Origin of the sequence: Streptomyces sp. MA5143a (genome assembly GCF_900290235.1) — a bacterium.
In the GTDB taxonomy this organism is placed as follows: Bacteria; Actinomycetota; Actinomycetes; order Streptomycetales; family Streptomycetaceae; genus Streptomyces.
Window position 1 is genome coordinate 190,135 of the sequence record NZ_OLMK01000010.1, and the last position, 17,258, is coordinate 207,392.

Annotated in this window: 14 protein-coding genes and 2 pseudogenes; 5 read left to right on the forward strand and 11 right to left on the reverse strand. The window is 72.6% G+C overall.

Annotated features, from left to right (window positions below; all coding sequences use genetic code 11):
• Nucleotides 1–33: 33 nt before the first annotated feature.
• Both SMA5143A_RS05215 and SMA5143A_RS05220 read right to left on the reverse strand, forming a co-directional pair.
• A complete protein-coding gene (locus SMA5143A_RS05215) occupies nt 34–978 on the reverse strand; it encodes a hypothetical protein (protein ID WP_107461732.1) in 945 nt (314 codons plus the stop codon).
• Nucleotides 975–1,769: a phosphatase PAP2 family protein gene (locus tag SMA5143A_RS05220; protein WP_107461733.1), complete on the reverse strand. Its 795-nt coding sequence runs from the start codon at nt 1,767–1,769 to the stop codon at nt 975–977. The genes SMA5143A_RS05215 and SMA5143A_RS05220 overlap by 4 nt, the downstream gene beginning before the upstream one ends.
• A gap of 243 nt (nt 1,770–2,012) precedes the next feature.
• Here SMA5143A_RS05220 and SMA5143A_RS05225 point away from each other — a divergent pair, with 243 nt between their 5' ends.
• The gene (locus SMA5143A_RS05225) at nt 2,013–2,627 is read left to right on the forward strand and encodes a TetR/AcrR family transcriptional regulator (protein WP_107461734.1); all 615 of its coding nucleotides are present in this window, start codon (nt 2,013–2,015) and stop codon (nt 2,625–2,627) included.
• Nucleotides 2,628–2,756: 129 nt separating this feature from the next.
• Here SMA5143A_RS05225 and SMA5143A_RS05230 read toward each other — a convergent pair whose 3' ends face one another.
• From SMA5143A_RS05230 to SMA5143A_RS42900, 3 genes and pseudogenes are all read right to left on the reverse strand, one after another.
• Nucleotides 2,757–3,797 carry a DUF2510 domain-containing protein gene (locus tag SMA5143A_RS05230; protein ID WP_107461735.1) on the reverse strand — a complete coding sequence of 347 codons (1,041 nt, stop codon included), beginning with the start codon at nt 3,795–3,797 and terminating at the stop codon, nt 2,757–2,759.
• Between the two features lie 147 nt (nt 3,798–3,944).
• Nucleotides 3,945–4,568 (reverse strand): annotated as a pseudogene (locus tag SMA5143A_RS05235) (anhydro-N-acetylmuramic acid kinase); the annotation flags it as partial.
• Nucleotides 4,532–4,990, reverse strand: a pseudogene (locus SMA5143A_RS42900) (MFS transporter); the annotation flags it as partial. The pseudogenes SMA5143A_RS05235 and SMA5143A_RS42900, both read right to left, overlap by 37 nt.
• A gap of 230 nt (nt 4,991–5,220) precedes the next feature.
• Here SMA5143A_RS42900 and SMA5143A_RS05240 point away from each other — a divergent pair.
• Nucleotides 5,221–7,893, forward strand: coding sequence for an ATP-binding protein (locus SMA5143A_RS05240; RefSeq protein WP_107461736.1), 2,673 nt, complete (start codon nt 5,221–5,223; stop codon nt 7,891–7,893).
• Nucleotides 7,894–8,006: 113 nt separating this feature from the next.
• Here SMA5143A_RS05240 and pcaDC read toward each other — a convergent pair whose 3' ends face one another.
• Genes pcaDC through pcaH form a run of 4 tightly spaced genes read right to left on the reverse strand, consistent with a single transcriptional unit; the run spans nt 8,007 to nt 11,904 of the window.
• On the reverse strand, nt 8,007–9,137 hold the full coding sequence (pcaDC, locus tag SMA5143A_RS05245) for a bifunctional 3-oxoadipate enol-lactonase/4-carboxymuconolactone decarboxylase PcaDC (protein ID WP_107461737.1): 1,131 nt from the start codon (nt 9,135–9,137) through the stop codon (nt 8,007–8,009).
• Nucleotides 9,134–10,495 (reverse strand): 3-carboxy-cis,cis-muconate cycloisomerase, encoded by a 1,362-nt coding sequence (pcaB, locus tag SMA5143A_RS05250; RefSeq protein WP_107461788.1) that lies wholly within the window; start codon nt 10,493–10,495, stop codon nt 9,134–9,136. The genes pcaDC and pcaB overlap by 4 nt, the downstream gene beginning before the upstream one ends.
• 23 nt (nt 10,496–10,518) lie before the next feature.
• A complete protein-coding gene (pcaG, locus tag SMA5143A_RS05255) occupies nt 10,519–11,124 on the reverse strand; it encodes a protocatechuate 3,4-dioxygenase subunit alpha (protein WP_107461738.1) in 606 nt (201 codons plus the stop codon).
• Nucleotides 11,125–11,130: 6 nt separating this feature from the next.
• Nucleotides 11,131–11,904 carry a protocatechuate 3,4-dioxygenase subunit beta gene (gene pcaH / locus SMA5143A_RS05260; RefSeq protein ID WP_107461739.1) on the reverse strand — a complete coding sequence of 258 codons (774 nt, stop codon included), beginning with the start codon at nt 11,902–11,904 and terminating at the stop codon, nt 11,131–11,133.
• Between the two features lie 252 nt (nt 11,905–12,156).
• Here pcaH and SMA5143A_RS05265 point away from each other — a divergent pair, with 252 nt between their 5' ends.
• Nucleotides 12,157–12,684: a MarR family winged helix-turn-helix transcriptional regulator gene (locus tag SMA5143A_RS05265; RefSeq protein WP_258193328.1), complete on the forward strand. Its 528-nt coding sequence runs from the start codon at nt 12,157–12,159 to the stop codon at nt 12,682–12,684.
• Here SMA5143A_RS05265 and SMA5143A_RS05270 read toward each other — a convergent pair.
• A complete protein-coding gene (locus SMA5143A_RS05270; RefSeq protein ID WP_258193329.1) occupies nt 12,674–13,615 on the reverse strand; it encodes a DUF3048 domain-containing protein in 942 nt (313 codons plus the stop codon). The two genes, SMA5143A_RS05265 and SMA5143A_RS05270, sit on opposite strands and share 11 nt — an antisense overlap.
• A 224-nt stretch (nt 13,616–13,839) precedes the next feature.
• Between SMA5143A_RS05270 and SMA5143A_RS05275 the strand changes: the two genes are divergently transcribed.
• Complete coding sequence (locus SMA5143A_RS05275; protein WP_107461740.1) at nt 13,840–15,030, forward strand: zinc-dependent alcohol dehydrogenase; 1,191 nt, start codon at nt 13,840–13,842, stop codon at nt 15,028–15,030.
• Between the two features lie 52 nt (nt 15,031–15,082).
• On the opposite strand, the gene SMA5143A_RS05280 is transcribed toward SMA5143A_RS05275, so the two are convergent.
• Nucleotides 15,083–16,147, reverse strand: coding sequence for an ATP-dependent DNA ligase (locus SMA5143A_RS05280; protein ID WP_107461741.1), 1,065 nt, complete (start codon nt 16,145–16,147; stop codon nt 15,083–15,085).
• A 73-nt stretch (nt 16,148–16,220) separates the two neighbouring features.
• Between SMA5143A_RS05280 and ligD the strand changes: the two genes are divergently transcribed.
• Complete coding sequence (gene ligD, locus SMA5143A_RS05285) at nt 16,221–17,231, forward strand: non-homologous end-joining DNA ligase (RefSeq protein WP_107461790.1); 1,011 nt, start codon at nt 16,221–16,223, stop codon at nt 17,229–17,231.
• Nucleotides 17,232–17,258: the final 27 nt, after the last annotated feature.

Here is a 17,258-nt window from a genome sequence, read left to right on the forward strand (position 1 = left end):
CGAGAGCGCGGTCGCTGCCTCCGGCCCGGGAGGTCAGAGCGGGGTCAGTTCGGGGCGCAGTGACGGTTCCGTGGGGGCCTGCCGGGGCTCCAGGGACAGGACCGCGGCCACCGGGTGGGTCTCGTCGGCCGGGTGCGGGTGCGGGTGCGGGTGCGGGGCGGTGCGGGGGGCGCGGGTCAGGAGGACCACGCCCCGGCCCGCCACCACCGCCCCGGCCAGGGCGAGGAGCACGCCCGCCGCGCCGCCCCGCAGGCCCTCGCCGAGGAGGGACAGGCCGATCACCGCGGCGGCGACCGGGTTCGTCAGGGTCACCACCGCGAGCGGGGCGCCCAGGCCGCCCCGGTAGGCCGTCTGCGAGAGGAACAGGCCGCCCACGGCGAAGGCCGCGACCAGGAGGGACACGACGACGACCTCGACGCTCAGCAACGCGCCCGAGGGGTCGGTCGCGGCCACCGTGACCGTCTGGGTCAGCGCGGACGCGACGCCCGACGCCACCCCGGACGCGGTCGCGTGCCGCAGTCCGGGCCGGGTGCCGCGGCGGGACAGCAGCCCGATCAGCGCGGCCGTGGCCCCGGCGACGGCGACCGCCTCCGGCACGCTCAGCACGTCGCCCGGAGCGGAACCGGACGCGGTGACCAGGATCGCCGCGAGCCCCACCAGCGTGAGCGCCGTACCGCGCCACTCCACCGCGCCGACCCGTCGCCCGGCCAGCCGCGCCCCCAGCGGCACGGCGGCCACGAGGGTGAGCGCGCCCAGGGGTTGGACCACGGTGAGGGGCCCGTACTTCAGGGCGACCACGTGCAGCAGCGCGGCCCCGGCGTTGAGCGCGACCGAACTCCACCAGGCGCCGCTGGCGAGCATCCGTCGTACCCCGGTGCCGGCGTCGCGAGCGGCGAGCCGCTCCTGGGCGACGGCGGCGGCCGCGTAGGCGACGGCCGAGACGAGGGAGAGGGCGACGGCGACGAGGGTGGCGTTCATCGGCCCGCTCCGACCAGCGCGGGCTCCTCGACGGGCGAGAGGCCCACCGGCCGCCGGGCGGTCGTGGCCGTCCGGCGCGGGAGCCGGATCACGGCGAGGGCGATGCCCAGCAGCCCGCCCGCCACGATCGCGTCCAGCCAGTAGTGGTTCGCCGTGCCGACGATCACCAGCAGCGTGACCAGCGGGTGCAGCAGCCAGAGCACGCGCCACCGGGAGCGGGTCGCGGCGATCAGCCCGATCGCGACCACGAGGGCCCAGCCGAAGTGGAGCGAGGGCATCGCAGCGAACTGGTTCGCCAGCGAGTCGGTCGCCGGGACGGCCGAGTACACCGTCGGCCCGTACACCTGCCCGGTGTCGACGAGCCCCGCCGCCTCCAGCATCCGCGGCGGGGCCAGCGGAAAGGCCAGATGGAGCAGCAGGGCGGCGGCGGTGACGGCCGCGAGGATCCGGCGGGCCCACACGTAGTGCGCGGGGCGCCGCAGGTACAGCCAGACCAGGAACGCCGCGGTGGCCGGGAAGTGGACGGTCGCGTAGTAGACGTTCGCGAGGTGGACCAGCGTGTCGCCGTGCAGCAGCGCCGACTGCACGGCCCCCTCGCCGGGCAGCCGGAGCGCGCGCTCCCACTCCCAGACGCGGTCGGCGTCGCGGAACGCCTCGGCGGTGTGCCCGCTCGTCAGCGTCCGGCCGAACTTGTAGAGGAGGAAGAGACCCGCGACGAGCAGGAGCTCACGGACGAGGGGCGGCCGCGGTGTCGCGGCGGCCGGCTCTGGAGGCGCGGTGCGGCATTCCATCCCCCGGCCCTTTCCCTGACGGCGCTGGTGGCGCTGGTTCCTGGTGGCACGACGAACGACACGAACGCGTACCGATACGGACCTGTTCCGATACGGGACAGTTCCGATACGCGAGTGTACCGATACGGCACTGTACCGAAACTAGGGGGTATCGATACGGTGCTGTACCGATACGTTGGCGTTCCGGTACAGTGGCGTCCCGGCAGGCCCGGAGAGGTGACCCGACCGAAGGAGACGAGAGTCATGACGTCGCAGGCCGCGGACGGGCCGGACACGGCCGTCGCCTCGCGCCGCTCCAAGATCACGCCCGAGCGTGAGCGGGAGTTCTTCGACGCCGTGCTCGAACAGATCCGAGAGTGCGGCTACGACTCGGTGACCATGGAGGGTGTCGCCGCGAGCACCCGATGCAGCAAGTCCACGCTCTACCGGCAGTGGAAGAACAAGCCCCAGTTCGTGGCCGCGGCGCTGCGCGCCCGCCGCAGCGTCCGCTTCGGCGGCATCGACACCGGGTCCCTCCGTGGTGACCTGTGCGAGGTGGCCCGGCAGGCGAGCGAGGGGTTCGCCCTGGAGGGCCGGATCTACCAGGCGCTCGGCCAGGCCGTCGTCCAGGACGAGGAGCTGCGGGCCGCCCTGCGCCACGCCCTCGTCGAGCCCGAGATCGACGCCCTCAAGGCGATGATCGACCGCGGTGTCGCGCGGGGTGAGGTCCCCGCCGGCCATCCCGCGCTGGAGTTCGTCCCGGCCCAGATCTTCGGGGTGCTCCGGGCCCGCCCGGTCCTGGACGGGCAGGACGCGGACGAGACGTACATCATCAGATTCTTGGAGGCGGCCGTGTTCCCCGCACTCGGTCTCACCTGATGCTCGGGCCGCCGTCCAGGGATGACCGGACGGCGACTCGATCGCGCCGCACCGTGGGGACGGGGGCGGCGCGCACCCCTCGGCCGGGTGGGGTTCCTCTGGAGCGGAGAGGAACCCCACCCGGCCGGCTCACACGTCCTGGCCGTTGCCCCCGCCGCTGGTGATCGCCGCCTTCTTGATGCCCTTGGTGATGTCGTCGATCACCGACTGCTCGGGCGCCTCGTCGCTGACGTCGATGCCGAAGCGCACCACGACGAGCCGTGAGGAGTCGGCCGGGGACGGGAACGCGAGCGACTCGACATAACCGTCGTCGCCCTTGCCGGTCGCCACCTTCCAGCGGACCAGATAGCCCTTCTCGCCGGCCACGGTCACCGCCTTCGAGGCCAGCTCCTTGTGCGAGCTGATCTTGCCGTAGCCCTCGGTGCCGTAGGCGTCCTCGGCGTTCTGGGCGATGTCCTCCTTGGCCGCCGCCTCCGCCGTGGTGGCCTTCAGGTTCAGTTCCTTGGCCGGCATCGAGTACGCGCCGCCGCGCGTGCAGTTCTTCGAGGGGTCGGCGGGGCACTTGTACGACGCCTCCGTCACCACCTGCGCGCCGACCGGCAGCGGAGAGGTGACCCAGCCGTCCGGCACCGGGATGCTGATGCCGCTCGCCGAGTCGGTGGCGTACCCGTCCTCGGTCTGCGGCGGTCTCCCCGAGCCGTCCGGCGCCGGCGACTGCCCGCCGGAGCCACCGGAACCCCCCGAGCCGCCGGGCCCGCCCTGACCGCCGGAGCCCCCGTCCCGCCCGCCGTCGCCGCCCCGGCCGTCCTGCCCTCCGGAGCCCTGCGACGTCGTACTGCCGTCGCTGCCGCTGTCCCTGCCGACCAGCGCGTACGCGCCGATCCCGATGCACGCCAGGACCGCGACGGCCACGGTGACGGCTATGCCCGTGCGCAGCCCGCGCTTCGGCGCCGGGGTGCCGTACGCCGGGTATCCGGGATACGCCGGTGCGGCGCCGGGCGGATACGGCCCGGCCGCCGGCGGGAAGGCCGGAGGGCCGAACGTCCCGGCCGAGCCCGCGGGCCGGACCTGGTCCGTCCACGCCCTTCCGTCCCACCAGCGCTCGGTGGGCGGCGCGTCATTCGTCTGGCCGGGATCGGGGTACCAGCCGGGAGGAGTCACCTGCGTCATGACGCCACCGTATGAGGCCGGAGTGAGAAGCGGATGAGAGGGGACCGGAATTGGTCGCGCCGAGCGCGGTTCCGACCCCTTAGCGCACTTCCGCACGATGATCTGGATTACCCCGATATGCCGATGATGGGCGGGGGCCGATGCCCGTCAGGAACCGCCGGGTGCCCGCCCGACCACCAGCCGTACCGGCGGTCGTGTGCCGTCCGGCGGCCCCGGCGGGAACCCGGCCCGCCCGGGTGTCACCGACCCCAGGACACTCGGACGCCGCGCCCCCGTGCTCGACGCGACGGAGCCCGGCAGCCCCCGCACGGTCAGGAAGCCCAGGACGGCGAAGGCGTACGCCTCCTTGGCCGCCGCCGGCACCCCCAGCTCGTCGGAGACCCGCAACGGGACCCCCGCCAACTCGGCGCCCAGCATCCGCATCAGCACCGGATTACGGGTGCCGCCGCCCGACGCGATCACCTCCGTCGCCCGCACCGCGAGGGCGGCCCCGGCCACGGTCCGGGCGGTGAGCCCGGTCAGGGTCGCGACGACGTCCCGCACGGGCAGCCCGGGGAAACCGGCCAGGGCGTCGCGCAGATAACCCCCGTGGAACAGCTCCTTGCCCGTCGTCTTCGGCGCGGGCAGCGCGTAGTACGGCTCGTCGAGCAACCGGCGCAGCAGCGGTTCGTGGACGGCACCCCGCGCGGCCAGGGCGCCGTCCACGTCGTACGCCGCCTCCCCGCCCGTGGCGTCCACAGCCCCCGCCGGCCCGTCGGCGCGAACTCCGTCATCACCGACACCGCGCCCCCGAACTCCCCGCCCGCGGACAGACCTTGCAGCACGCGCAGCGAGGTCAGCAGCCAGGGCGCGAACGCACCGATCTCCGCGTACGTGGGCAGCGCCCCGATCAACGCCGTCGACACCGTCATCAGACCGATCACCAGGATCAGCACCGGACGGCGGCCGATCCGATCGCCGAGCCTGCCGAACAGCGCCGCGCCCACCGGTCGGAAGAAGAACGCCAGCGCGAACGAGGCGTACGTCCTCACCAGCCCCTCGACCGCGCCGCCGCCCTCCGGGGTGAAGAACCGTGCCGCGATGATCGTCGCGAAGGAGCTCTACACCCCGAACTCGTACCACTCGATGAAGTTGCCGACCGAGCCCGCGAACAGCGCCCGACGGGACCGCGTCCCCTGGAGCGTCATCGGCATCCCACCTCCCTGCGGCCGTGCCCGGCACACCGGCGAACCGGTGGCCCGTCACGGCCAGTTGACCGTCCCTCACACGCAACACGGCAGGTGGGCGGCCGTAAGCGTCGCCCTGCGGCAACCCGTTGTCACCCGACACGGCAATAGGTGCCCCGACCAGCCTCCACTTCGGCAGTCGGACGGCTACGCTCAATCACCTGTACGTCGTTTGGGCGACCTGGGGAGGTACCGGGATGACGGAGGCACGGCCCGACACGGCCGCCTCGGCTTCCCTGTGGGAGCGCGACGCGGAGCTCGCCGCGATCACGGACGCGATCGAGGAGCTCCGCGTCGACCAGACGTCACCGGGAAGAGTCCTGGTCTTCCGGGGCGAGGCGGGCATCGGCAAGACCGCCCTGCTCACCGAGGCCCGGCGCATCGCCAAGGAACGCGGTTGCACCGCCTGGTACGCGCGCGGCGGCGAGACCGTCACGTCCGTCCCGTTCAACGTGGTGCGCCAGTTGCTCCAGCCCGCGCTGCTGGAGCTGATGGACGGCGAGACCCGTGACTACCTGGGCGACTGGTACGAGATCGCGGGCCCCGCCCTCGGTCTCGCCGAACCGGGCGAGACACCCGCCGACCCCCAGCACGTGTGCGACGGCCTCGTCGCCGCCGTGGGCCGGCTCGTCCGCCGGACCTGGCCCCTCGTGCTGCTGATCGACGACGCCCACTGGGCCGACCAGGAGACCCTGCACTGGCTGTCCGCGCTCACCGGACGGCTGGCCGAGATGTGCGTCCTCGTCGTGGTCGCCCGCCGCCCCGGCGAGGCCACCGGGGAACAGGCGCGCCATCTGCAGGAGATCGCCGCCGTCGCCGGGCCCGTCACGAAGATCCGCGCGCTCACGCCCGACGCCACTGCCGGGCTCACCCGCAGCACGGTCGGCGAACACGCGGACGACGCGTTCTGCCGCGAGGTGTGGGCGGTCACCGCGGGCAACCCCTACGAGACCGTCGAACTCCTCGCCAAGGTCAGGGACAGCCAGCTGGACCCGGTGGAGGACTCCGCCGCCGAACTGCGCGCCCTCAACAGGACGGCGCGTGGCCACGGACTCGTCGCCCGTCTGGAGGAACTCGGCGTCGAAGCCACCCGGTTCGCCTGGGCGGCCGCCATCCTGCACACCGGCATCACCGTGGAGATCGTCGCCCGTCTCGCCGGGCTGCCCATGGACACGGCGCGGGAGTGCGCCGAACTGCTCACCCAGGCCCGCATCCTCACCCCGCCCGACCCGGCCAACCGCCAGCCGGACGACGGCGACCTGGTGTTCGTCCACCCCCTGATCGCCACCGCCGTCTACGACTCGATCCTGCCCAGCGTGCGCACGGCGTTCCACGGCGTGGCCGCGACCGTCGTCACCGAGTCCGGACGCGGACCCGCGGCGGCCTCCCGCCACCTCATCGAGGTCCTGCCCGACGGCGAACCCGAGCTCGTCGAACAGCTCCGGGCCGCCGCGACCGAGCACCTCGCCGTCGGCGCCCCCGAAGCGGCCCGGCGCTGCCTCGAACGCGCCCTCCAGGAACCGCCCCGCCCCGACGTCCGCGTACGCGTCCTCTACGAACTGGGCTGCGCCACCCTCCTCACGGCCCCCGCCAAAACAGTCGAATACCTCCGCTCGGCCCTCGCCGAACCGGGCCTCGACAACGCGGAACGAGTGAACGCGGTATTCCGCCTGTCGCAGGCGCTGCTCCACAACGATCAGTCGGACGAGGCCATCCGGACGGTTGACGCGGAGATCGCCCGCCTGGACTCCGGACCCGCCAGAATGCGGCTGCAGGCCGTGCGCTACATGTGGGACACCATTCATGTGGGTGAGGACCTCCCACCGGCTCACTCCGAGGAGCTCGCCCGACTCGCGGAGACCTGCAGGGGCAGGGACAACTCCGAACGGGCGCTGCTCATCCTGCGCGGTTACGACGCGATGACACGAGGTGAGAACGCCGAGGTGGTCGCCGAACACTGCGACCGCGCACTCGTCAACGGCCGCCTCGCTCCAGGACTCGGCTGGACGGACACCGAGTGGGGCATCGAACTGCTGTTGTTGCTGGCCGTCGCGTACGCCTACGCGGACCGGCTCGACCGAGCGGAAGGACTGTGCACGGAGGCTCTGCGCACCTATGAGTCCGCCGGTTGGAGCGGCGGTCACCTCGCTCTTGCCCACGCGCACGTGGGCCTCGTCCATCGTCTGAGGGGCAGGCTCAAGGAGGCGGAGAGTTTCCTGCGCAAGTCACTGGTGCTCGCCGAGCGGGTCGGCAGGGGACTGCCCCTGTACTGGAGCGCCACCTGCAACCTCGTCGACACACTGCTCGTCCGCGGGCACGTCCAGGAGGCTTGGCAGGTCGCCGAGCAGTACAACTTCGCGCCGCCGTACCCGTCCACGATCGTGATGCCGGAGCCGCGCTCCGTGCGGGGCCGACTGCTCCTCGCCGTGGGCCGCACCAAGGAAGGCATCAACGAGTTGGAGGCCGCCGAGAAGGCGACTGCTGCCCGGTGTCACTACAACACGGTCTCCGCCACGTGGGCCGGTGCGCTCGCGAGGGCCCTCGCCAACGAGGACCCTCGCCGTGCGGCCGAGCTCGCCGCCACCGTCCGTCGTCGCGCCGAGCGCTTCGGCACGGACACGGCCATCGGTGAGGCGCTCCGTCTCGAGGCCTCCCTCGCCACGGGCAAGCAGGCCGCGTCCCTGTACGCCAAGGCCGTCACCTACCTGGAGGCCTCACCCTCCGCGTATGAACACGCCGCGGCCCGCGTCGATTACGGCATCGTCACCCGCTCGACGTCCGAACTGCAGCGCGGCCTCACCCTGGCCGAGTCCTGCGGAGCGGACGGTCTTGTCGACCGTGCACGGGAGGCCATCGCCCGGCTCGTCTAGGGAGCCTTTCCGCACTCACCACGGTGGCGGTCGCGACCGCAAAGCGGCGGGCCGCGGACGATGCTCCGGTACTCGCGATGGTCCCCCTTGCGAGGGAGGGCCTTGCCCGACGGTCAGGCCTCTTTCTCACTCACCTCCTCCGCCAGCACCCGCTGAGCCGTGGCGAAGGCTGAGTTGGCTGCGGGGACTCCGCAGTAGACGGCTGTCTGGAGGAGGACCGCGGCGATGTCGTCGGGGGTGAGGCCGTTGCGGCGGGCCGCTCGGATGTGCATGGCCAGTTCGTCGTAGTGGCCGTGGGCGACCAGCGCGGTCAGTGTGATCATGCTGCGTTCGCGGCGCGAGAGTGTCGGGTCGGTCCAGATCTCCCCCCAGGCGTAGCGGGAGATGAAGTCCTGGAAGCGGGCCGTGAACGGCGACTGGCGGGACTGGGCGCGGTCCACGTGCGGATCGCCGAGGACCTGGCGGCGTACCTCCATCCCACGCCCCGGATACCCGTCGAAGTGCGCGCGCAGCGCGGCCAGCACCGCCTCCGGGCGTTCCGCGGGCGCCAGATGGGACGCGCCGGACAGTTCGGTGAGCGACGAGCCCGGCACCGCGTCCGCGATCTCCCGCAGATGCGCCGGCGGGGTCGCCGGATCCTCCCGCCCGGCGACCAGCAGGGTCGGCGCCGTGATCCCCGGCAGCGCGCCCCGGATGTCGAAGGAGGCGAGCGCGTCACAGCACGCGGCGTACGCCTCCGGGTCGGCCCGACGGTGGTCGTCGACCAGCTCCGGCACGGTGAACCCGGGCGTGAACCAACGGGAGTCGGCGGTCTCGGCGAGCCCGGCCAACCCCTCCCGCCGCACCAGCTCGGCCCGTTCCCGCCACGGCTTCTCCCCGTTGAAGTGCGACGAGGAGCAGATCACCGCGAGGGACGAGACCCGCTCCGGGTGGTGCGCGGCGAGATGCAGCCCCACCGCCCCGCCGAGGGACACCCCCGCGTACGCGAACCGTTCGACGCCCAGCGAGTCGGCGAGGGCCAGCACCAGCGCGGCCAGGTCGCCGACCGTCGCCCCGGCGGCGATCAGGTCGGCGGGGGAGCCGCCGTGCCCGGGCAGGTCCCAGCGGATCACCCGGTGTGTGATCGACAGTTCGGGCGCCACCTTGTCCCACAGCCTGGTGGAGGTACCGAGGGACGGGCCGAGCAGCAGCGGGGGAGCGGAGGCGGGTCCCTCCGCACGGTGGTCGAGCAGTGTGTCCGTCAACGTCGCTCCAGGGCACGGTCGGTGAGGTCTCCGGCGGAGCCGGTGTAGCGGGCGGGGTCCGTGAGGTCCGCCAGGTCGAGGTCCTTCAGGTCGGGCTCCTCGGCCAGCAGGTCGGCGAGCGGCCGCCCCTCGGTGTGGACGCGGGCGGCGGTCCGGGTGAGCAGCTCCTTGGCGCGGGCCCGGCCGAGTACGGGCGCCAGCTCGGCGGCCAGGCGTTCGGAGACGATCAGCCCATGGGTGAGGTCGAGGTGGCGCCGCATGGCGTCCGCGTCGACCCGGAGCCCCCGGGTCAGCTCCGCCGCGTCCCGCGCGGCGCCCCCGACCAGCCGGAGCAGATCCCGCAGCGGCTCCCACTCGGCGTGCCAGGCCCCGGCCGGCCGTTCGTCCTCGGCGGCCATCGCCCCGTACAGCGTGGCCGCGAGCTGGGGTGCCCGCCGGGCCGCCGCCGCGATCAGCGTGGAGCGGACCGGGTTCGCCTTGTGCGGCATCGCGGACGAGCCGCCGCCGCTGCCCTCGGCGACCTCCGCGATCTCGGTGCGGGCCAGCGTGAGCACGTCCACCGCGATCTTCCCGAGGGCCCCCGCGGTGACGGCGAGCGCCCCCGCGAGGTCGGCGATCGGGGTGCGCAGCGTATGCCAGGGCAACTCCGGTTCCCGCAGGCCCAGTTCACGGGCGTAGGCGGAGACTAGGGCCGACGTGTCGACCGGCGTGCCCGGTGCCCCGTCGCCGGTCACCGGGGCGAAGACGGTGAAGGCGGCCAACGTGCCTGCCGCGCCGCCCAGTTGGGCGGGCAGGCTCGTCCGTACGACCGCGACCCGGTCCCGGGCGTCCAGCACCAGCGACCGCCAGCCCGCCGCCTTCAGTCCGAAGGTCGTCGGCACGGCGTGCTGGGTGAGTGTCCGTCCGGGCATCGCCGTGTCCCGGTGCTCCCCGGCCAGTGCGGCGAGCGCGGACTCCGTGCCACCGAGGTCGGCCAGCAGTAGGTCGAGGGTGCGGGCGGCGACCAGCATCGTCGCCGTGTCCAGGATGTCCTGGCTGGTGGCGCCCCGGTGGACGTACGGGCCGTACGCCGCGCCGACCGCCGCCGTGAGGTCGGCGACCAGGGGGATCACCGGGTTGCCGCCGCCTCGGGCGCGTTCCGCGAGGGACCGTACGTCGAAGGCGCCGGAGCGGGCTGCCTCGGTCACCGCCGTCGCGGCCTCGGCGGGGGCGAGCCCGAGGGTGGCCTGGGCACGGGTCAGGGCGGCCTCGGCGTCGAGCAGCGCCCTCAGACAGGCGTCGTCGCCGGTCGCGGCCGCCGCCGGGGAGCCGGTCCACCCGGGGGCGAGCAGACCGGCGTCGGACTCGGCCGGGGGCATGTCACGCCCGGCGGGTGAGGACGTCACCGGAACTCCAGGAAGACCGTTTCGCCCTCGCCCTGGAGGCGGATGTCGAAACGGTAGGTGCCGTCGCCCCGGTCCTCGGCGATCAGCGTGCCGCGGCGCGCCTCCTCCACCCGGGAGAGCAGCGGGTCGGCGGCCAGCGCCGCCTCGTCGCCCGGCAGATAGATCCGGGTGTACAGGTGGACGAGCAGACCGCGGGCGAAGACGCACACGCTGAGGTAGGGAGCGTTCCGGCCGAGGGCGCCGGGCCGCAGCGTGCGCGCCGTCCAGTGCCCGTTGGCGTCGGTCTGGACGCGCCCCCAGCCGGTGAACTCCACGCCGTTGCGGCCGAGGAAGCCGCCGCTCGCGGGGTCGCGCCGCATGGAGCCGTCGACCCGCGGGACGTTGCCGTCGGGGTCCGGGCCCCACAGCTCCACGAAGGCGTCGGGCAGTGGAGCGCCCGCGCCGTCGAGGACGTAACCCTGGAGCGCGATGGTGTCGGGGTGGCCGACGGGGGCGATGTCGCCGCCGCCGGGGAACGGCAGGGCGTGTCCGTAGAAGGGGCCGACCGTGTGCGACGGGGTCGGGAGCACCGTCTCCGGACGGCTCGTGTCGATCTTCGTCATGGCAGGTCAGCGTCCTTCTTCTATCCAGGTGGCGTGGGGGCCGTCGAGCACGATGTCCCAGACGTAGCCCATGGAGAACTCCGGCACCGACAGGTTGTGGTCGTAGGTGGCGACCAGCCGCTGCCGCGCCGCGTCGTCCGTCACCGACTGGATGATCGGGTCGTACGGGAACAGCGGGTCGCTCGGGAAGTACATCTGCGTCACCAGCCGCTGGGTGAACGCCGTGCCGAAGAGCGAGAAGTGGATGTGGGCGGGCCGCCATGCGTTGAGGTGCTGGCGCCACGGGTACGGGCCGGGCTGGATCGTCGTGAAGTGGTAGTGCCCGTCGTCGTCGGTGAGGGTGCGGCCGACGCCGGTGAAGTTCGGGTCGAGCGGGGCGTCGTGCTGTTCCCGCTGGTGGGCGTAGCGGCCGGCCGAGTTGGCCTGCCAGATCTCGACCAGCTGGCCGCGGATCGGGCGTCCGTCGCGGTCGAGGAGGCGGCCGGAGACGGTGATGCGCTCACCGATGGGCTCGCCCTGGTGCTGCCGGGTGAGGTCGTTGTCGATCTCGGTGATGTCCCGCTCACCGAAGGCGGGGGAGGACAGCTCCACCACCTCCGGGTCCTTGCTGACGTCGATGGAGACCGGCGGCTGCTTCGGGTGCCGCAGCAGCGAGGACCGGTAGGGGGCGTAGTCGCGACGCGGCTGGTGCTCGACCGGGGCGCCGTCGGCGATCCGCTTCTCGTAGGCGGCGTGCTCGGCCGCGATCTCCAGGTCGATGTCCGCTTGGGTGAGTGTCATGAGGGTTCCTTAGCGTTCGAGGACCGGGGTGAGGCCCTGGCCCACGCCGAGCGCCCGGCGAGCAGTTAATCAGGGCACTGAGTATTTCAGTGAAGATTCCTTCACGCTGCCACTCGAGAGTCCGCCCGTCAAGACCCGCGAGAAGGGCAAGGTCAGACGCGTACGACGCTCTGGACACGCTCCGCCGGACGGCGGGTATTGTTCAGTACACAAACGAATCGCCATCCGTGTCGACCTAGCCAAGGAGCGCACATGGCCGCGGTGGACCTCTCCACCCACCCCGGGCACCTGGCCCGACGGCTGCAGCAGGCGCACTACCTGCTGTGGAACGTGATGGTCTCCGAGGAGATCACCTCGCCGCAGTTCGCGGTCCTCAACACGCTCGTCGCCGAGCCGGGGCTGGACCAGCGCACGGTGGGGGAGCGGGTCGGCCTCGACCGCTCGACGATGTCCGAGGTGATCACCAGGCTCGGCCGCCGGGGCCTGCTCGACAAGGTCCGCGACCCGCAGGACGGACGGCGCTTCCTGCTGCGGCTCACGGAGGACGGCGTACGGACGCACCGCAGGCTGACCGTGCGGACGGCCCGGATGAACCAGGTGTTCCTCGCCCCCCTGTCGGAGGACGAGCAGAACCTGTTCTTCGAGCTGATCCGGCGGGTGGCCGACGCCGCGGAGGAACTGCGCAGCCCGGCGGAGCCGCTCCGCCAGGCCACCGACCGGCTCGGCGGCGCCCCCGCTCCCGACGTGGCGCGTCATGGCGGGGACCCGGTCACTTCTTGACGTACAGCACCCAGACCTGGCCCTTCGCGAAGTTCATGGGCGCGCCCTCCGGAGTCGTGAACGTCGTGCCGTCCGACGGCGTCTTCCGCTCCCAGTCGGCCTCGAAGACGCGCCCGTCGCGCAGGACCTCGGCCTTCCCCGAGCCCACCGTCTCCGTGTACGGCGTGTTGTTGCCGAGATAGTCGTGGAACCGGGACTCCCGGATGGTCACGTGCTGCACGACCACCGTGGCCGGGGCGACCCGCGCCCCGTCGGCCAGTACGGTGTCCTGCCCGTCCATGGCGAGCAGCCAGCGTTGCTGCTCGTCGGACCAGGTGAAGGTGAAGCGGGCCGCCGGGTAGCGGATCGTGCGGGAGTCCTCGGCCGTGCCGCCGGCGGGCGCCTGGCCGTAGCGGAAGCCCGTGGTCAGTGCCTCGGCGCCGGGCGGGGAACCGACCAGCTTCGCGGGGCGCAGATAGAGGTTGTGCGGGGCGGGCTTGTCGCTGCCCCGGTAGTACGCGGCACCGGCGTCGCCCGGCGTCCTGGCCTCCAGCGGCGCCTTGTCGATCAGCGGGAGCAGTTTGCTCTGGGCGCCGGAGAAGGCGAGCGTCGGCTCGTCGAACTGGCGCAGGAGCTCCAGGTCGGACTCCCGGGCGCTGCGCACGGGGCCGACGGCGTCCGGGAACCTCGTCGCGTAGACGGCCATCAGCCGGCTCAGACCGCCCTCGACCTGCTCGGCGTAGACGATGTCCGCGGCGTCCACCCCCGTCTGGGGTCTCGCCGTGCGTACGTTGTCGATCTTCACGGCGAGTATCGAGCCGACGGGCGCCGTGGTGCCGGGACTCCGCGTGGGGCTCTCGCCCTGGCGGTGGTCGTCGTCCGAGCCGCCGCCGGAACAGCCCGCGAGGAGGGCGCCCGCCGTGAGCGCGGCGAGTACCATGCCCGTCGTCATGTGCCGCCGAGTCCGCCGCGCCTTCAGTTTCATGCCCACCATGCCCATCCTTCGCCGAGTTTGTCTTTGATTGTGGACTTATAGGCCGATAAATGGCTATCCCTGTTTCCTTCTGACCGCATCCGATCGACCGGGCCGACGGCGCTCCGAGGTGGTTCGGCGCCGGGGCCCCGGGTACCCGTGCCGGACCTGCGAGGCCGAGTCGAGGGACGGAGCGGTACGCGATGAAGGCAGTGACATGGCAGGGCAGGCGGGACGTACGCGTCGAGACCGTGCCCGACCCGACGATCCAGGAGCCGACGGACGCGGTCATCCGCATCACCTCCACCGGGCTGTGCGGCTCCGACCTGCACCTCTACGAGGTGCTCACCCCGTTCATGACGCCGGGCGACATCCTCGGCCATGAACCCATGGGCATCGTCGAGGAGGTCGGCGCAGCGGTACCGGACCTCGCGGCGGGCGACCGGGTCGTGGTGCCGTTCCAGATCGCCTGCGGCAACTGCTGGATGTGCCTCACCGGGCTGCCCACCCAGTGCGAGACCACCCAGTGCACCGCCGAGGGCATGGGCGCGGCCATCTTCGGCTACACCCGGCTGTACGGCGCGGTGCCGGGCGCCCAGGCCGAGTACGTGCGGGTCCCGCAGGCCCAGTTCGGGCCGATCAAGGTGCCCGAGGGCCCGCCCGACGACCGGTTCGTCTACCTCTCCGACGTGCTGCCCACCGCCTGGCAGGCGGTCGAGTACGCGCACATCCCGCCCGGCGGCAGCGTCGCCGTGCTCGGTCTGGGGCCCATCGGCGACATGGCCTGCCGGGTAGCCCAGGTGCGCGGCGCCGAGCAGGTGTTCGGCGTGGACCTGGTGCCCGAGCGGCTGCGCCGGGCCCGCGCCCGCGGCGTCGACACGTACGACCTCAGGGACTTCGACAGCCAGAAGGAACTCGTGGCCGCGATCCGTGACCGCACGGCCGGGCGCGGCCCGGACTCCGTGATCGACGCCGTCGGCACCGAGGCCCACGGAAGCATGGCCGCCAAGTTCGCCCAGACCGCGGCCGGCCTGCTGCCCCGCACCATCGGCGCCAAGTTCGCGGAGCACCTCAGTGTCGACCGGCTCGCCGCCCTGCACACCGCCATCGAACTGGTGCGACGCGGCGGCACCATCTCCATCTCCGGGGTGTACGGCGGCACCGCCGACCCCATGCCGCTGCTCACCATGTTCGACAAGCAGATCCAGCTGTGCATGGGCCAGGCCAACGTCCGCACCTGGAGCGACGACATCCTGCCCCTCCTCACCGACGAGGACCCGCTGGGCGTCGACGACTTCGCCACCCACCGCATGCCGCTCAGCGAGACACCGCACGCCTACGAGATGTTCCAGCGCAAGGACGACGGGGTGGTGAAGGTACTGCTGGAGCCCTGAGCGAACCTCGGGCCGCGGTGGCCTCGGGCCGGTGTGGGGCCCGGCGTGGGCGCTACGGGCCGAGGATCTCCGCCAGGTCGTAGTTCACCGGCTCCTCCAGCTGGGCGTATGTGCAGCTCTCGGGGATGCGGTCCGGGCGCCAGCGGCGGAAGCGGGCCGTGTGGCGGAAGCGGACACCGTTCTCCATGTGGTCGTACGCGACCTCGGCGACCAGCTCGGGCCGCAGCGGCACCCAGGAGAGGTCCTTCTTCCCCGACCAGCGGCTCGGCGCGCCCGGCAGCCGCGCGGTCTCATGAGCCGCCTCGTCGGCCCACGCGGCCCAGGGGTGCTCCCTGACGTCCGGCATCCGTGACGGCTCCAGCTCGGTCACCAGCTCGGCCCGCCGCTTCATGGGGAACGCGGCGGACACCCCCACGTGCTGGAGGGTGCCCCCGTCGTCGTACAGACCGAGCAGCAGGGAGCCGACGACGGGCCCGCTCTTGTGCAGCCGGTACCCGGCGACCACGACGTCAGCCGTCCGCTCGTGCTTGATCTTGAACATGGCCCGTTCGTCCTGCCGGTAGCGCAGATCGAGCGGCTTGGCGATCACCCCGTCCAGCCCCGCGCCCTCGTACTGCTCGAACCACCGCTCGGCCACCTCGCGGTCCGTGGTCGCCGGGGCGAGATGGACGGGGGCCGTCACACCGGCCAGCGCACGTTCGAGGAGCGCGCGCCGGTCGGTCAGCGGGACGTCGGTCAGGGACTCGTCGTTCAGGGCGAGCAGGTCGAAGGCGACGAAGGAGGCGGGCTGGGTGCCGGCCAGCATCCGGACACGGGAGTCCGCGGGGTGGATGCGCTCGGTGAGCGCGTCGAAGTCGAGGCGGCCCTCCCGGACGATCACGATCTCGCCGTCCATCACGCACCGCTGCGGCAACCGCTCCGCGAGGGACTCCACCAGCTCCGGGAAGTACCTGGTCAGCGTCTTGCCCGTACGGCTGCCCAGCTCCACCTCGGGCCCGTCACGGAACACGATCGCCCGGAACCCGTCCCACTTCGCCTCGTAGTGCATGTGCGGCGGGATCTTCGCCACGGACTTGGCGAGCATCGGCTTCACGGGCGGCATCACCGGCAGATCCATGCTCCGATTCTGCGGTTCGGCGAGGAGATTCGCCCGGTATGCGGCACAGGTCGCCTCCGCCTACCGTGGCCGCATGGCTGATGCGGTGGAGTTGGAGGTGGCGGGCCGGACGGTGCGGCTGTCCAGCCCCGACAAGGTGTTCTTCCCGGAGCGCGGTTTCACCAAGCTGGACCTGGCCCGGTACTACATCGCCGTCGGCCCCGGCATCCTGCGGGCCCTGCGCGACCGGCCCACGACCCTGGAGCGCTACCCGGAGGGGGTGACCGGCGAGAACTTCTTCCAGAAGCGGGCCCCGAAGAACATGCCCGACTGGATCCCCACCGCCCACATCACCTTCCCCAGCGGCCGCAGCGCCGACGAGATGTGCCCGACCGAGGTCGGGGCCGTCGTCTGGGCCGCGCAGTTCGGCACGCTCACCTTCCATCCGTGGCCGGTCCGGCGCGACGACGTCGACCGCCCCGACGAACTCCGCCTCGACCTCGACCCGCAACCCGGCACCGACTACGCCGACGCCGTCCGCGCCGCACACGAGCTGCGTTCCGTCCTCCATGACTACGGCGACCTGCGCGGCTGGCCGAAGACCTCCGGCGGGCGCGGCCTGCACGTGTTCGTCCCGATCGCACCGCACTGGACCTTCACGCAGGTCAGACGGGCCGCCATCGCCGCCGCCCGGGAACTGGAACGCCGGATGCCGGACCAGGTGACGACGGCGTGGTGGAAGGAGGAACGGGGCGAGAAGATCTTCATTGACTACAACCAGACCGCCCGTGACCGCACCATCGCCTCCGCCTACTCCGTACGGCCCCGCCCGCACGCCCCCGTCTCCGCGCCCCTCACCTGGGACGAGGTGGGCTCCGCCCTGCCCCGCGACTTCGACCTCGCCTCGATGCCGGTGCGTTACGCCGAACGCGGTGACGTCCACGCCGACATGGACGACCACGCGTACTCCCTGGAGGCGCTGCTCGAACTGGCCGCGCGGGACGAGCACGACCACGGTCTGGGCGACCTGCCGTATCCGCCGGAGTACCCGAAGATGCCGGGCGAGCCGAAGAGGGTGCAGCCGAGCCGGGCGAAGAAGGGGTGACCGGCGGCGCCGGCGGCAGCGTCCTCC

What these genes read in the sequence shown, in the direction of transcription:
- SMA5143A_RS05215 (WP_107461732.1), bottom strand. Translation starts at nt 978, where the DNA reads ATGAACGCCACCCTCGTCGCCGTCGCCCTCTCCCTCGTCTCGGCCGTC.
- SMA5143A_RS05220 (WP_107461733.1), bottom strand. Translation starts at nt 1,769, where the DNA reads ATGGAATGCCGCACCGCGCCTCCAGAGCCGGCCGCCGCGACACCGCGG.
- SMA5143A_RS05225 (WP_107461734.1), top strand. Translation starts at nt 2,013, where the DNA reads ATGACGTCGCAGGCCGCGGACGGGCCGGACACGGCCGTCGCCTCGCGC.
- SMA5143A_RS05230 (WP_107461735.1), bottom strand. Translation starts at nt 3,797, where the DNA reads ATGACGCAGGTGACTCCTCCCGGCTGGTACCCCGATCCCGGCCAGACG.
- SMA5143A_RS05240 (WP_107461736.1), top strand. Translation starts at nt 5,221, where the DNA reads ATGACGGAGGCACGGCCCGACACGGCCGCCTCGGCTTCCCTGTGGGAG.
- pcaB (WP_107461788.1), bottom strand. Translation starts at nt 10,495, where the DNA reads ATGCCCCCGGCCGAGTCCGACGCCGGTCTGCTCGCCCCCGGGTGGACC.
- pcaG (WP_107461738.1), bottom strand. Translation starts at nt 11,124, where the DNA reads ATGACGAAGATCGACACGAGCCGTCCGGAGACGGTGCTCCCGACCCCG.
- pcaH (WP_107461739.1), bottom strand. Translation starts at nt 11,904, where the DNA reads ATGACACTCACCCAAGCGGACATCGACCTGGAGATCGCGGCCGAGCAC.
- SMA5143A_RS05265 (WP_258193328.1), top strand. Translation starts at nt 12,157, where the DNA reads ATGGCCGCGGTGGACCTCTCCACCCACCCCGGGCACCTGGCCCGACGG.
- SMA5143A_RS05270 (WP_258193329.1), bottom strand. Translation starts at nt 13,615, where the DNA reads ATGACGACGGGCATGGTACTCGCCGCGCTCACGGCGGGCGCCCTCCTC.
- SMA5143A_RS05275 (WP_107461740.1), top strand. Translation starts at nt 13,840, where the DNA reads ATGAAGGCAGTGACATGGCAGGGCAGGCGGGACGTACGCGTCGAGACC.
- SMA5143A_RS05280 (WP_107461741.1), bottom strand. Translation starts at nt 16,147, where the DNA reads ATGGATCTGCCGGTGATGCCGCCCGTGAAGCCGATGCTCGCCAAGTCC.
- ligD (WP_107461790.1), top strand. Translation starts at nt 16,221, where the DNA reads ATGGCTGATGCGGTGGAGTTGGAGGTGGCGGGCCGGACGGTGCGGCTG.